Annotated in this window: 14 protein-coding genes; 2 read left to right on the forward strand and 12 right to left on the reverse strand. The window is 31.1% G+C overall.

Translation table 11 applies throughout. The annotated features are described in order from the left end of the window. Positions 1 to 76 precede the first annotated feature (76 nt). The 7 genes from AACQ14_RS15970 to AACQ14_RS16000 all read right to left on the reverse strand — a co-directional run bounded on the left by AACQ14_RS15970 (position 77) and on the right by AACQ14_RS16000 (position 7,743). Positions 77 to 1,132, reverse strand: a complete 1,056-nt coding sequence (locus AACQ14_RS15970) for a carbamoyltransferase N-terminal domain-containing protein (RefSeq protein ID WP_339364586.1) — start codon at positions 1,130 to 1,132, stop codon at positions 77 to 79. A 19-nt stretch (positions 1,133 to 1,151) separates the two neighbouring features. After that, positions 1,152 to 3,146 (reverse strand): carbamoyltransferase C-terminal domain-containing protein, encoded by a 1,995-nt coding sequence (locus AACQ14_RS15975; RefSeq protein WP_339364587.1) that lies wholly within the window; start codon positions 3,144 to 3,146, stop codon positions 1,152 to 1,154. A gap of 35 nt (positions 3,147 to 3,181) precedes the next feature. Continuing rightward, positions 3,182 to 4,147 carry an electron transfer flavoprotein subunit alpha/FixB family protein gene (locus tag AACQ14_RS15980; protein WP_339364588.1) on the reverse strand — a complete coding sequence of 322 codons (966 nt, stop codon included), beginning with the start codon at positions 4,145 to 4,147 and terminating at the stop codon, positions 3,182 to 3,184. After that, positions 4,137 to 4,922, reverse strand: a complete 786-nt coding sequence (locus tag AACQ14_RS15985; RefSeq protein WP_339364589.1) for an electron transfer flavoprotein subunit beta/FixA family protein — start codon at positions 4,920 to 4,922, stop codon at positions 4,137 to 4,139. Before AACQ14_RS15985 ends, AACQ14_RS15980 begins: the two co-directional genes overlap by 11 nt. Positions 4,923 to 4,972: 50 nt before the next feature. Continuing rightward, positions 4,973 to 6,112 (reverse strand): acyl-CoA dehydrogenase family protein, encoded by a 1,140-nt coding sequence (locus AACQ14_RS15990; protein ID WP_339364590.1) that lies wholly within the window; start codon positions 6,110 to 6,112, stop codon positions 4,973 to 4,975. Between the two features lie 629 nt (positions 6,113 to 6,741). Further along, the gene (locus tag AACQ14_RS15995) at positions 6,742 to 6,924 is read right to left on the reverse strand and encodes a DUF6472 family protein (protein ID WP_113672076.1); all 183 of its coding nucleotides are present in this window, start codon (positions 6,922 to 6,924) and stop codon (positions 6,742 to 6,744) included. A gap of 45 nt (positions 6,925 to 6,969) precedes the next feature. Continuing rightward, a complete protein-coding gene (locus tag AACQ14_RS16000; protein ID WP_339364591.1) occupies positions 6,970 to 7,743 on the reverse strand; it encodes a nucleotidyltransferase domain-containing protein in 774 nt (257 codons plus the stop codon). A gap of 245 nt (positions 7,744 to 7,988) precedes the next feature. Between AACQ14_RS16000 and AACQ14_RS16005 the strand changes: the two genes are divergently transcribed. Beyond that, positions 7,989 to 8,639 carry a TetR/AcrR family transcriptional regulator gene (locus AACQ14_RS16005; RefSeq protein WP_339364592.1) on the forward strand — a complete coding sequence of 217 codons (651 nt, stop codon included), beginning with the start codon at positions 7,989 to 7,991 and terminating at the stop codon, positions 8,637 to 8,639. 142 nt (positions 8,640 to 8,781) lie between these two features. After that, complete coding sequence (locus AACQ14_RS16010; RefSeq protein ID WP_339364593.1) at positions 8,782 to 9,180, forward strand: hypothetical protein; 399 nt, start codon at positions 8,782 to 8,784, stop codon at positions 9,178 to 9,180. 177 nt (positions 9,181 to 9,357) lie between these two features. Here AACQ14_RS16010 and AACQ14_RS16015 read toward each other — a convergent pair whose 3' ends face one another. The 5 genes from AACQ14_RS16015 to AACQ14_RS16035 all read right to left on the reverse strand — a co-directional run bounded on the left by AACQ14_RS16015 (position 9,358) and on the right by AACQ14_RS16035 (position 14,994). After that, positions 9,358 to 9,744, reverse strand: a complete 387-nt coding sequence (locus AACQ14_RS16015; protein ID WP_339364594.1) for a MerR family transcriptional regulator — start codon at positions 9,742 to 9,744, stop codon at positions 9,358 to 9,360. Between the two features lie 21 nt (positions 9,745 to 9,765). Next, entirely contained in the window at positions 9,766 to 10,938 is a 1,173-nt protein-coding gene (locus tag AACQ14_RS16020; RefSeq protein WP_339364595.1) for an iron-containing alcohol dehydrogenase, read from the reverse strand. Between the two features lie 277 nt (positions 10,939 to 11,215). Then, on the reverse strand, positions 11,216 to 11,671 hold the full coding sequence (gene def, locus AACQ14_RS16025; RefSeq protein WP_339364596.1) for a peptide deformylase: 456 nt from the start codon (positions 11,669 to 11,671) through the stop codon (positions 11,216 to 11,218). A gap of 133 nt (positions 11,672 to 11,804) precedes the next feature. Next, the gene (locus AACQ14_RS16030; protein ID WP_339364597.1) at positions 11,805 to 14,726 is read right to left on the reverse strand and encodes a beta-ketoacyl synthase N-terminal-like domain-containing protein; all 2,922 of its coding nucleotides are present in this window, start codon (positions 14,724 to 14,726) and stop codon (positions 11,805 to 11,807) included. A 25-nt stretch (positions 14,727 to 14,751) separates the two neighbouring features. Further along, complete coding sequence (locus AACQ14_RS16035) at positions 14,752 to 14,994, reverse strand: hypothetical protein (protein ID WP_339364598.1); 243 nt, start codon at positions 14,992 to 14,994, stop codon at positions 14,752 to 14,754. Between the last annotated feature and the right edge of the window lie 15 nt (positions 14,995 to 15,009).

The following is a 15,009-nucleotide window of genomic DNA, read 5'->3' on the forward strand; positions in this document are numbered from 1 at the left end:
CAAGAAAATTCTCAAGGCTGTCACTTTCTCCATCAGACGAGCATTCTAATCTGAAGTTAAACTCTCCATAGGGAGGTCAATTAAATGCATTAAGTCCAATCCCCAAGGAAATACCACTATCACTGACACAAGGTGGCGCTAGAAAACCTTTAAAATGGTATTTGTCCATTAAATATGTATTACATGGACAATTCAAGGCAAATCCACCTGACATAGCTAGGTAGGTTTCCTTTGGAACAATACCAAAATCTCTAATAGCATTTTCAATATTCAATTCCATAATCCTATAAGACATGTTCTGAATAATTTTCATTACCATGCTTATTTTATTTTCTCTTTCACTAAATCGCTTATCAAAGTAATTAAATCTGACTCCTGCATCCTCTTGGGTATAGGACTCAATTTCTCTAACTAGACTAAGAAGTTGATTCTCTGCTTGATTTGATTTATCCAATGGCAAAGCTTTATTTACAAGAATATTATCAACTTCAAGATATGACTTACTTTCACTTGCCGCAGCAAGTGCCATCAAACTACCCTCTCTCATATTGAAGTAAGTTGATACATGTTCCCAAAATATTCCTGGAGAAAAGACAGGGGATAATGAAAGGTCCTTAGTACCAGCTTTTGAAAAAGCGGCAACAAATGGATATTTCTCAATCTCACCTATTTCGCCTTCTTTATTGTAAGCATTGACAATACAATCAGAACCAGCATCTAAATTGAATCCAAGAATATTTTCTTTTCTATATATCTCTGTATCCATAAATATACAAGAAGATAAATGTGACATACAATGGTAGGTATACTCAGGATATTTATGTTTTGATAAGTAACTATCATCTGCTAATAATTCTGGAACACCCCATATTTCTATGACATCATCTAATGTTAATCCTTCTTTTTCTAGTAAACTACTCAAAATCTGTTGACAATGTTCTTTATCATAGCAGGCAAATGCATTTTGTTTATACCCAGTTAATCGCTCTAGTTCCCAATAACGTATAAGCTTTACATTAGAATTCTTTTTTTCCCATAGTGCAACGCAATTATCATGTCGAATTCCTATTGAAAGAACATTACTAGCCTCATTGATTTCTAAATATGCTGATAAATAATATCCATCTTTCATTGGACTTCTACCTTTCCTACTATAGTTTTTTTGTATTTATATTGGCATTCATTATTCTTATTAAAAGAATCTGTTTATTAAATAATGGATCTTTTTTCAGTAGTTCTTTTACTTGCTTTGCGATCTCCTTCTGCTTTTCATAATCTAAATCAAATAATTCGATGCCTTTATACAAATTGGTAAATGTATAAACATAGATTTCTTTTTGAGAGAGGTTATATGGATTATATTTTTTAATTAATTCTTGTTTTTGAAACTCATCTTTCCATATTTCCATTTGAAGCTTTCTCTCCAATACTTCTTGGTTTTTATATTGTTCATGATTCTTGAATAGGATTCTATAACCATTGAAATAGCCCACTCTTATATTTTTACGCAAAGCAAAATTACATGCTTCTTCAATTCTATTGATTATAGGCTCTCCTTTATCATTCAAAGAGGTATTACAGATAATAGGTACTCCTGACACTCTCTCAAATTCCTTCATTACCTTATAGAGGTATGTTTGAGGATTACTTCTATCAATAGTCTGCAACCTTGATGTTCCATCTTCATGGACGATTGCAGGTACTATCTGTCTTTTATCCTCTAACAGTTCTAGAGCTTGTAACATAAAAGGAGATTCGTAATCATTATAAAACCATTCACCTACTTTTTCTTTTAATACAATTGGAGCTACAGGTCGCCACCATTGTCTTTTCTTTACTTCATTCAAACGATCCTTTGTTCTAGTGTATCTAGGATCACCAATCAAACTTCTTGCACCTAAAGCTCTTGGTCCAACCTCAGAACTTCCTTCATACCATAGAACAATGTCTTCCTGCATATCTTCTACAACTCTAGCTGCGTCAAATTCTTCTACGCTTTCTATAAAATTACTGAATTCCTGTTTTTCTAGGAATTCTTTTACTTTGTAGCTATCACCGTAATAAGCATGTTCCAATTTGAAATCAAAATCACCTGAGGTTCTCACATAAAACGATGATAATCCAATCCCCAATGCCATACCAGAATCACTTACACAAGGTGGTGCTATAAATCCTTTGAAATGATATTTATTCATTAAATAGGTGTTGCATGGACAATTCAAAGCAAATCCACCTGACATAGCAAGATAAGACTCCTCTGTACGTAATCCAAATTTCTCAATAGCTTCTTCAATGCTATTATCCATAATTTTATAGGATATTTGTTGAACTATTTTCATAGCCATACTTATACGATTTTCCTTCTCACTAAATCTTTCATCAAAATAGTTGAATTTTTTACCTATATCGTCTTTGGTATAGTGGTCTATTTCATCCATCATACTGAATATTTTTTTGCGACTGTTTGTCCCCATCTTAAATTCATCAAAAGGGAGTATATCTTCTATATTATAATAGGCTTTACTCTCACTAGCGGAAGCTAATGCCATTAGAGTACCTTCTCTTATGTTATATCGCATTAAAGCCCATCCCCATATTTCAGCTGGTGATACAACTGGAAATAAGTTCAACTTTTTTCCAGCTTCTGAGTAACATCCCATATAAAAGTGCCGGTCATATTCACTTATACCCTCTCTATCATACGCATCAATAGTGTTATCAGAACCACCGTCTACAGCAAATGCTAGAATATTTTCATCCCTGAATAAATCCATATCCATACAAAGACAAGATGCCAAATGAGCAAAACCGTGTAATGTGTATTCAGGAAACAAGTACTTTGGTAAATAGCTATCATCCTCTTGTAACTCTGGCTCACCCCATATCTCTACTACATCATCTAATGTAATATCATATTCACTTAACAATTCATTGATGATTTCTTTACACTGCTTAACATCAAAAAATGGTAACCTTTGTTGCTTAATACCTGTTAATCTTTCTAACTCCCAGTAATGAACTAAGGATACGCTGTGTCCTTTTTTTTCCCACAAAGCAATACTTTCATCATGTCTATGTCCTGCTTTATACAAATTACCTAATTTAGAGATATTAATATAAGCAGAGACATAAAACCCATCCTTCATAGTCTAATCTCCCTTCTGGATACTTCTCGTGTTTCTTATTTTGCAAGTTCTGCTAATATATTCTCACCTTTGTCAACTATTACGTAATCCGAGTATTCAAATATGGGGGCATTTACATCAGTATTGACTGCTATAATAACCTGTGCACCCTTAATACCAACCATATGTTGAGTTGCTCCTGACACTCCCAATGCAACACAAATATCAGGGCTTATACTAATACCCGACTGACCAATCTGACGATTCTCCTGAATCATCTTTTCTTCTACAGCTGCCTTAGTCCCTACAACGACAGCACCATATTGTCGTGCAACTGTTTTGCATAAATCCATAGAGTGTTTCATTCCTCTTCCAACGACAAAGACAATCTTGGCAGACTTAATATCCACACGTTCCTTAAGATTTAATGCTTTACGTTCCAAGACCTCAATATTTTTGTCTGAACCGTTTTCTGTATAGGAGAAATATTCCATATTGAAGTTTATCTCATTAGTTACAAATTTTGATTCGAATATATTTTCTTTTATTGTACACAACTGAAGCTTCTCATTAATACATGTTATCTTCGCTAATACAGATTCACTCATAGCTGGTCTAATGAAGACATATCTTTCCTTATCACCATCATACTTTATATCAGTGCAGCACGCAGTTAGTCCAGCATTAAACCGAACAGATAACATTGCAGCTGTCTGTCTGCCTGTTATAGATGCTGGAAATAATATGACATCAGGTAGTTTATCTTGCAGCATTGTTGCTATACATTTAACATATAATGAAATACTATATCCGTGTCTTTGCTCACAAAAGATAACTCTATCTGCTCCATATTGAAATAATTTCTTGAACTGATCTTCCCGATTTACTCCAACACAAATAACTGATACCTCATCATTATCGTTTCTCTTTAACCTAATCCCTTTATGTAGAATCTGTAGTGCATGTTCTGTTGCATATTGTACATCCTGATCATTTATAATCCATATTTTTTTATTTCCCATATGTATATACTCCATTGACTTTTCCTAATATAATATTTTTAATGATCATAGCCGTATTTTCAATATCTCCGTCCAATACTGTCTGTTCTTTTTTTACCATAGGATTGATTTTGTTAACATCTTGAACGATGGTCTTAGACCCTTTTAGTCCACACATGGACCTATCAATCTCTAAATCATTCATATTCCAAACAACTATTTCTTTGTTCTTTGCACGCTTTAACCTTAACAAGTTGATTTTTTTATATATAGTAGTGCAATTTCTATATGAAATGACTGCTGGTAATCTTACTCTCAACTTTTCAATGCACTCACCATTCTCTCTTTCAATAGATGCATTTTCTAGACTTAAATCCATTATGGTCTCAACCTGAGCTATGCAAGGCATCCCTAACTGTTCTGAAAGAGCATATACAACTTGTCCTGTTTCACCATCTACTGTTTTTTGCCCACAGCAAATAAGGTCCACATCACCTATTTTTTCAATTGCTTTTTTTAGTACATAGGAAGTTGCGATAGTATCCGCACCTGCAAAATGCTTATCACTTAGATGAATGACATCATCAACTCCAAGTGCAATACAACGTCTTAATGCTTCTTTAGCACCCTCAGGACCCATACTGATACAGATTATCTCTGTACCTTCTTTTTTCATTTCAATTATATTTTGTAGAGCATACAAATCATATGGATTTATTACCAGATTTTCAAGGTGTTCATTTTCCTTGTAAACAAGTTCCTTTTTTACAGGTTTAACACACATAACTATTCTCAAGTCAACCAATTCCTTTCATAAGCTAAAATTACATTTACCATATTTTTCACCTAGACCACTCGACTTCTAATCATGTTATATATGGTATTTTTTTGCATTTCATTGGTTCCTGAATAGATACTGCACGCTAGAGCATCCCTTAATTCCCTTTCAATCTCATAATCTTTTGTATACCCATAAGCGCCAAATATCTGAAGAGCATCTCTACATGTCTTAATGTAATTTTCACTAACATAGGTTTTAAAGATAGAAGACTCCATAAAAGCACTTTTACCTTGATCCTTTAGCCATGCTATTTTATATAACATCAATCGAGATAATTCTATACTCATTTGCATATCAGCTATTTTATGAGATATAGATTGATTTTCACCGATTAACCGATTAAATTGTTTTCTATTATTTACATGTTCTAAACATTTTTCCATTATTCTCTGCATGACACCTACATGAGGAGCAAATTCATAGCAACGCTCCCATTCAAGTGCCGCAGTCATTATATTAGCTCCCATATTGAATCTACCCAGAACGTTTTCCTTGGGAACAATACAATTGTCCAGTACAATTTCTGATGTAGGACATGCTCCTAGACCCATTTTCTTTATATCTTCACATACCTGAAATCCTTCAAAATCTTTTTCCACAACAAAAGCTGTATAACGTTTGAAAGCACCTTCACTTGTTACTGCGAAAACAATAAAGATATCTGCAATTGGACCGTTGGAAATGAACATCTTCGTACCATTTAGGACATAATGATCCCCTTTATCTTCTGCATGAGTAGCCATACTCATAGCATCCGATCCAGCTTCTGCTTCAGTGATAGCAATTGCACCAATCTTTTGTCCTGCTACCATCTTCTCCAAATATTTTTCTTTTAACTCTTCACTACCGTAGAGATAAATTAGGTTTTGACCTACCCAGATATGATTATTGATTACGAAAATAAATCCGTTATTCTTACAAGCATACCCTAATCCTTCAAACATCAAAGCTGCTGTAAGATAGCTTTCTCCTAAGCCACCGTATTGTTCTGATACAGTGACTCCTAATAACCCTAGATCAGAAATTTCTTTCCACATTTCCATTGAGAATGTTTCTATGTACTTATTGTCATTAAGATGATTTTTTGCAAAATCAATGATTTCATTCTTTAACATCATTTGTTCTTTTGAAATAAAGAAATCCAAAGTATCCCTCCTTGCTGTTTTGGTGGTTAACTGAAATGTATAATAGAACTGAATATATTTTTTGAATAAAACTTTTATCGTTAAAGATTAGTCATTCAACTGTTTTCGTATAGAAAATAGGGCATTTTTCTTTTAAATATTATGAATAGTTGGTTTATAAGTTTAATATATGTTTTAAACTAGCTCATAATTATGAAATTATAGCACCTTTTTTAGATAAAATATAGAAATATTATCTTTAGAATTTATTGTTATAATTTTCATCGTATTTTAATAATATCACTTATTTATACATTTTTCAATGTTTTTATTATTTATTATCAATTATATAGCTTATTAACAGTTTTTTCTTCTTTTAAATATTAATTAAACTATATATATTAATATATTATTCCAAACTTTATTATTGTTAATATTTAAATTAATTTATCATTAATAATATTTTACTAATTTTATTATATTTCTAAATTATATTCATGCTTTAACATTATAATTATAAAACCATTTCTTTATCTGTATATTAAAATTATCAAATAATATTTCTACTATTATTTAACACTATACTTAAGCAAAAAAAACCTAGGCAATAGTCTATTACCTAGAATTTTTTGTTACAACCATTTAGTTTTCTAAAATGCCTGTTTTCTAACAATAGTATAGTCATCACCCATTCTAAAATAAGGACAACCATTGTACTTACTATAACTTAATTTTTCAACATCGTCTTGCTCTAGGCTCAATGAACAATAATAGTCATCAGTTTCTTCATCATAAGTCAGATACAGGCAATAATCACACTGATTTTTTTTCATCTTTACTTCCTTTCATTCTTCCTTATCATTTATCTATTTCAATAATTATAGTCCCCATCCTTCATATAAAGTACTTCTAAACAGGTTATCTAATGCATCAATATCATCACTTACCTGTATGTTAAGGGTTTTAACATATTCATTATAATAACATATTTTATCTTCTAGAAAATCATTAATAATATTTATTTTCTTTTGCTTGTCTATTTCGTAGCCCCTTCGTTTTATAACAAGTAGTTTTTCAATCTCATTGACTAATTCTTCATCCAAGTCTAGATGATTCATAAGCTCTTCAAATAACATAGGTGGCTGAGTTCCATACTTTTCAGTCCACATACATGCCATAATTGGTCTAAGTACATAAAAGTACTTTTTAATTCTTATCTTTTCACCCTTTAAATACACTCTATAATTCCCCTCTGCCATATGTAAATAGTGATAGATACATGATTTAGAAGAAAAATAATCTTTTAGCAACTCTTTTAGTTCACTAACTAGATTAGTTCTCTCCCCATATATGATTGGAGAGCTTAACCATTCTAGTAATGTGGGATTAGATTTTTTAAATAACACCAATGTTTTTCTTATATCCCATCCATTAATGTCAAGTAAGTCGTTTATAGGTAATTCTATGACATCTCTTTTTTCCTTAATGGACATATACCATTCTGGTTTGTGAATATATATAAATCTTACATCATAATCACTATCTTTGGATTCAAAGCCCCAGCCCCTGCTTCCTGATTCTACAGCATATAGGATTTTTACTTCATGTTCTTGCTCTATCTCTTTCAACTTTTGTAATATAATGTCTCTCATTGTCCATTTCCCCTTATCTTTTTATTACTAATCTGGATTATTAATATGTAAAACACAGATATATCACCATTAATATATTATAACACTAAATTATATTATTGTATCTATGATTGTTAAAAAGCAAAATAGTATATGTATATACATACACCTTTAATAATGTAAAACTTAAATTAACATTGATTTAATATATCTTTTATGTTATCATATGACTATACAGTCACATTATATTAGAGGAGATAATTAAAATGCCATCAAACACCTATTATAATCTACCTACAACCAAAAAAGATAAAATTTTTAAAATGGCTTTAGAGGAATTCACAAATAATAGTTATAATGATGCATCTATAACTCGTATGGTAGAAACATTAAAAATAGCTAAAGGAAGTATTTATCAGTATTTTAATAACAAGAAAGACCTATATTTTTTTCTAATAGAACAAGTAAGCACGAAAAAGCTCGAATACATCAGTTCTAATGTCAAGTTTGAAACCTCTGATTTCATAGAACTATACAAACAGATATTAAAAATCGGAACTAGATTTGATATAGAATATCCAACTTACAGCATATTCTTATCAAAAGTATTTAGTGGCAATCATGACCCTTTTAAGAACGAAACAATAGATAGTATGAAACTGATGTCTGATAATTATATAAAAAACCTAATAATTCAAGCCCGTGATAACGGACAAATAAGAAAAGATATAGATATAGAATTGATAGCCTTTTTTCTAACAGAAATAACAACAAATATAGGTAGATATATAATGAAAAAGAATGATATCAACCAACAAAAGTTAGTAAGTAACATTAAAAATGATACCTTAAATATACAGATTGAAAAGGCACTTGATGATACCTTAGAACTAATTAAAAAAGGTATCTTAGCCTAATATCAGTTTAAAATTAAAAATATAACCTTAGGGTATATTTTTTTAATATAAAAGTGACTAGATAGTCACATATCAATAATAGAGAAAATAATTAAAATGGTGACCTCTCTATTAAATAAAAATAATAAAGGAGTTGTTTATAATGTTATATTTTAAAATTATGTGTTTCTTATGGGCAGCAATAGGTATTATTTCCAGAATCGCTATGGCTGTAATGAAAGATAACTGGAACAAATGGGAAACAACAAAAGCATACAAAGAGAAAAAACCCCTGTGGATATACATAGTATGTATAGTTGGTCTTATATTAATAGCCATGACTTGGTATATTTATATAGTTTATTCTATTCCCTACGGATGGATATTAGGCACCTTGATATCCCTTACAGGTATTAAGATATTAACTCTAATGTTCAACTACAATAAATTCCTGGAATTTCTCCACGCTACATTATACAATCCTAAGAAAATGCTTAGATTAAATATCAGCGTAATTATATTATCAATTATACTGATAGCATTTGGTATATGGCTATACTAAATAGTCAATAGTTACTGCTCTATATCTTGACATAATTTATATTTATAAAATATGAAATAAAAATATTAGGCTATTCATCATAGTCCAAGTAAAATAAGATAGACTCTATTTAGCTGTTAATTCATCTCTAAATAGAGTCTATACTATATATTATAATTTAAACATCATTAAAAATATCTATTGTATCTTTCCTTCCTTACAATTAACATTTCCTTTATAATAATCAATTTTCTTATTGATCTTCATCAGATTTTTTTCAGTTGATTTCATATGTTCTAAGACCTTGTTTTTATGGTTTGTCAATATTTCAAGTCTTTCTTCTAAAGTATCTTCAGTATTGGTAACTAAACTAAGTCTAACTATTTGCTTAATATTTTTTAGTGGCATTCCTGTTTCTTTTAGGCAACATACTAATTCTAACCATTGAATATCGGTTGTAGTATACTCCCTAACACCATTGTCATTCCTTTTTACCTTAGGTATTACTCCCTCTTTTTCATAATATCTTATTGTATGAGTGCTAAGATTTAATTTATCAGATACATCTTTAATCGTAAAACTCAATTCATCACCCACTTTAATCCTTTATTTATATGCATGTTCCAGTATACTGGTTGCTTCACTTAATGTCAACTTATATGGGTCTAATTCAAATAGACCTCCCATAGTATCCATAGCATTCTTGGCATACATTTCTAGATTATCTTTTTGTATTCCATAATTAGATAATTTTAACTTATCTACTCCACATTCATTTTGTAATTTCAAAAGTGCATTAACAAAATCTATTGGTTCTTCTGCATTTTGATTACCTAGTGCTCTTGCCATTTTTATGAATCTATCTGGTATTTTATCCATAAAAAAACTATAATACGCTTCTGATATCATAATCAAACCTGCTCCATGAGGAAGCTCAGGATGATAGGCACTGAGAGCATGTTCCAAGGAATGCTCAGATATACAACTGGATGTTGATTCAACAAATCCTGATAACGTATTAGCTAGAGCCATATCTGTTCTAGCCTCTTTGTCGTTTCCATCATTAACTGCTTTCGCCAGAGACCTTCCTATTAATTCAATACTTTTTAATGCATACATATCACTGATTTCATTAGATATATTAGCAAGATATCCTTCTGTAGCATGAAATAGTGCATCAAATCCTTGATATGCAGTAAGTTTTGTTGGTACACTCATCATCAAATCAGGATCCACAATTGATATACTAGGAAATGTATCATTATTGCCATAGCCAATCTTTTCAAAGGTATCTTCTTTTGTTATAACAGTCCATGGATCTGCTTCAGTACCAGTACCAGCAGTTGTTGTTATTGCAACAATCTCTAATGGTTTATTACCTAAAGGTAATCCTTTACCAGTTCCACCATGTACATAATCCCAATAGTCACCTTCGTTAGTTACCATAATCGCAATACTTTTTGCGGCATCAATACTGCTTCCACCACCAAGACCTATTACAAAATCACAATTGTTTTTCTTGGCAATTTCTGAACCCTCCATTACATTTTTGTAAGTAGGATTTGGTTTAATTTTATCATAAACTACATATTCACATGAATTATTTTCAAGTAACTTACATAGCTTATCCAAATACCCGTATTTCTTCATTGAAGTCCCTGAAGATATTACAATCAGCGCTTTTTTCCCTGGCAACTTCATTTCACCTAACTTGTTAATCATACCACTGCCAAAAAATATTTTTGTTGGAATATAATACGAAAAATTATTTTTATCCATAACACAACCCCTTTTCTTATTAATTATTTATTGGTTATTTTTATCATACCCCTTAGAGTTAACTCTAAGTCAAGAACTTTTTATGGATTGATAACTATAAATCCCTAAAGTTCAAAATATCAAAATTATAATTTCATAAATCCACTATTTTGTCCTTTTCAATATGTATTACATTACTAGTTTTTAAAGATGCTCTAATTCTTTAACCATAATTACTCTAAATAAGTATTTCCAAATGAAAAAGCACCAGCTATCGCTGATGCTTACCTATTACTCTTTATTCACTTACCACTTTTATAGCCTTATCAATAAATAAAATTCCTTCTAGATGATCTATTTCATGACATAGGCATTTTGCTAGATCGCCTGTTCCAACGATTGTAAATTTTTCATTATTTTCATTCAAAGCCTCCACTTTTACTGTGGCTGGTCTTTTTAGTTTGCCCCATTTTCCTGGAACGCTTAAACATCCTTCTGTCACTTCCTGGGTTCCACTACTTTCTACGATACGAGGATTTATTAATTTAATAAGCCCCTCTCCCATGTCTATTACAACTAATCTTTTCAGTATTCCTACTTGTGGTGCCGCTAAACCTGCCCCATTACCTGTATTATACATTGTATCAGCCATATCATTCAGAATCATCAATATCTTTTCATCAACACACTTGACTTCTTTACTTTTCTTCCTTAATATTTCGTCATCAACTATTCTAATATTTCTTATTGCCATAGTAAGACCTCTTTCCTCAATCAATGTTTATAAAAAAGTTTTGGAAACTTAATAATTTATATCTAAAACTATTATATATGTATGATTTTTTAAGTCAAGTGCCAATAAGTATTGATTAATCTTACTGAGTATATTATTTTTTAGATGCCTGATTCAATATTTCATCAGCTTTATCTATATCTAGATTTCCTCTATATACGTCCTCGATAATTCTATTTAAATCCATTTCTTCATATGATTGTATTAATTCTTTGTTTCCTTCCACGTTTAATTTTTTTTGTAGGAAAGAACTGAACTCTTTAACACTTGGATATTCGTATACTTCTGATGCAATAATTGAAGTTTTATACTTTTTGTTTATTAATCTTATCCATTCTACTGCTACTATGGAATCTAATCCTAAGTCTATGAATTTTTTATCTATATTAACTTCTTCTAAATCAATATACAGTACTTCTGCAAGGGTTTCTGCAAGCTCTCTTTGCAATCCATCTGATGTTATATTCTTATGTTCATTTGTTTCAGTAATAGGCATTTTACTTGCACATACTTGTGATAAACCAGTATCTATTGTATTTAGAGTTATTTTGGGCTTATTCATAACAGTAGATTTCAACAATTGTGTTGGATTTTTATGTAAATCTTGTAATAGTATCCCTTTAGGTTTATTAACATTTTCATTATTATATCTATCTGTTATTGATTCTGACATTAATATCTTCTCAGCCTGTTCTCCACTGCCATTCAGTTTTTTGTATAAGTAAGTACTGAATTCTCTTATACTAGGATAGTCATAAACAACTGTAGCAGTTAATGAAGTTTTGTATTGCTTATTTATTGACCTTATCCATTCTACTGCAATAATAGAATCCAACCCTATGTCAATAAACTTTTTATCTATATCTACATCACTTATTTCTATGTATAGAACTCCTGCTAGGCTCATTGTAAGTTTTTTCTGTAATTTTTCTAGAGATATATCATTTTGTATTTTATCACTAGCTTTAACATTTTTGTTGTTAGTATCTTTTACAGGTTCCAAAGATACCTTAATTTCTTTTGTTTTAACTATATTCTGTGATACCATGGACTTAACTTTTAATATTTCACTAGTATCTTTTTCTTTTTTACCAGCCTTATTATTGTAACAATCCATCCAATAATGCTTCCTATTAAAAGGATAGGTTGTCAAATGTATGCGTTTTGGCTTTCTTTCCGAATATAGAATATCCCAATCAAAAGAGTATCCTCTAATCCATAGAGCTGCCATCTTTTTAAAATTCTTCTCACTGATCCATTTATTAATCAGAACTTGCATATCTGTTTCTTCTAATAAAATATTATCAGTATCCTTGTCTTTATCTGCACATCCCTGCCAACAATTATCAATGCCTCTTTTGTTCTGCAAGAAATCTTCTAACTGATTAATCAAGGAAGTTATATCTTTCGTTATAAATATAACACGTTCTTTCATTGGTTCTCTTCCTGTTTGTAACGTATAAGCAATATCCTTAAGCCTGTTATTTAATTCGCTAGGTTTTTCTCCATCATTGCTGAATCTAACACAAAGCCCTTTTAGATAGTTCATTAGATTTTGGACATAATTATTAAGACTATTAATGCACTTAGCTGATAATGGAATAAATATTAAGTCTTCAATAATATTGTTATCTACCAATCCCCTATATGTTTTATTATCCTCTTTACATCCTTTATCGTATTCTTCCAGAATTATATGGGAATTGCTTCCTCCAAAACCAAATGAACTGACTCCTGCTCGTCTAGGATAACAAGAGTTGTCATCTCCTTGTATCTGCTCCCATGGTTTTGTTTCATTAACGATATAGAATGGGCTTTTTGATAGATTAATAACAGGATTCAATTTCTTGAAATTTATACTTGCTGGCAAAGTCTTATGTTTCATGGAGATTATAACCTTTATAATCCCTGCTATTCCTGCTGCCGCTTCTAGATGTCCGATATTTGTCTTAACTGACCCAAGTCCGCAATGATGATGTTTCAAATCCTTATCAAATAATTTACCTAGTGTATCAAATGCCGTTTTCAACCCATGTATTTCAATAGGATCTCCAAGAGGAGTTCCAGGTCCATGAGTTTCTATATAGCTGACTGTATCTGGACTGATACCTGCTTTTTCATATACTTCAGTTAATAATTCAGCATGTGCTTTAGGGTTAGTAATGGTCAGAGAATTGGTTCTTCCTCCATGATTCGTACCTATTCCTTTTATAACAGCATATATATCATCATTATCTTCTACTGCTTTGTCTAGTGGTTTCAGTACTAGTACTCCTCCTCCTTCAGAACGAACATATCCATCAGCACTTTCATCAAAAGCTTTACACTTTCCGTCTTTTGAAAGCATACCACTTTGACTAAGTGCAATGAATCTTCTAGGTGTCCAGCATAGATTCACCCCACCAGCAATAGCACAGTCACAATCTTCCATTTGAAGAGAACGAACCGCCTGATGTATTGCCACTAATGAACTAGCACAAGCTGTATCTATTGTCATACTTGGACCATTAAAATCAAACCAGTAAGAGATTCTGTTAGAGATTACAGCTGCTGAAGTACCTGTGGGCATATATGCATCAATTTCTTTAACTTCTTTTTCCATAATCTCTGTAAAATCATTATTACAAGCTCCCATAAAAACACCTGTCTTGGTCCCCTTGATAGTACTTGCTCTATAACCGGCATCTTCAATAGCTTTCCATGTTAATTCCATAGCCATTCGTTGTTGTGGATCCATGAACATAGCTTCTCTAGGAGAAATATTGAAAAATGAAGCATCAAAGCAATCAACATCATCAATGAACCCGCCACAAATATTATCAAAATTCAATTTGCTTTTACTTTCTTCAGAAAAAGTATATTTACTAAATCGTTCCCGAGGTATAGGTGTTATAAGGCATTCTTTGGACAATAGTTGTTCCCAAAATTCATTGAGCTCATTTGATTTTGGAAAACGTATACTTGCTCCAATAATCGCTATCTCTTTATTGCTATTATTGCTGTTATTTTTTTTCACCGCTTATCCCTCCTTACTTTTATTTTTAAGATTTCTTTTCTTTTATGAATTTAACAATATCAGCTACTGTAGCAAATACATTCAAGAATATATCTTCATCTGTCATATCAATATCTAAATCATTACGAAGAAAATTAATAATACTTATATAACCTTTTGATTCAATGATTCCAGCTTTAAATAAATCAGTATCCTCTTCAAAATCTTCACCAAAACTAACAAAGTATCGTTCTTCAAAAAATTCAATTACCGTTTTTTTATAATCCATAACAATAACTCCTTA

It is taken from the genome of Vallitalea maricola (genome assembly GCF_036985595.1).
GTDB lineage: Bacteria > Bacillota > Clostridia > Lachnospirales > Vallitaleaceae > Vallitalea > Vallitalea maricola.

Coding starts and splice junctions, on each gene's coding strand:
- AACQ14_RS15970 (WP_339364586.1), bottom strand. CDS start 1,132: ATGAAAGATGGATATTATTTATCAGCATATTTAGAAATCAATGAGGCT.
- AACQ14_RS15975 (WP_339364587.1), bottom strand. CDS start 3,146: ATGAAGGATGGGTTTTATGTCTCTGCTTATATTAATATCTCTAAATTA.
- AACQ14_RS15980 (WP_339364588.1), bottom strand. CDS start 4,147: ATGGGAAATAAAAAAATATGGATTATAAATGATCAGGATGTACAATAT.
- AACQ14_RS15995 (WP_113672076.1), bottom strand. CDS start 6,924: ATGAAAAAAAATCAGTGTGATTATTGCCTGTATCTGACTTATGATGAA.
- AACQ14_RS16000 (WP_339364591.1), bottom strand. CDS start 7,743: ATGAGAGACATTATATTACAAAAGTTGAAAGAGATAGAGCAAGAACAT.
- AACQ14_RS16005 (WP_339364592.1), top strand. CDS start 7,989: ATGCCATCAAACACCTATTATAATCTACCTACAACCAAAAAAGATAAA.
- AACQ14_RS16010 (WP_339364593.1), top strand. CDS start 8,782: ATGTTATATTTTAAAATTATGTGTTTCTTATGGGCAGCAATAGGTATT.
- AACQ14_RS16020 (WP_339364595.1), bottom strand. CDS start 10,938: ATGGATAAAAATAATTTTTCGTATTATATTCCAACAAAAATATTTTTT.
- def (WP_339364596.1), bottom strand. CDS start 11,671: ATGGCAATAAGAAATATTAGAATAGTTGATGACGAAATATTAAGGAAG.
- AACQ14_RS16035 (WP_339364598.1), bottom strand. CDS start 14,994: ATGGATTATAAAAAAACGGTAATTGAATTTTTTGAAGAACGATACTTT.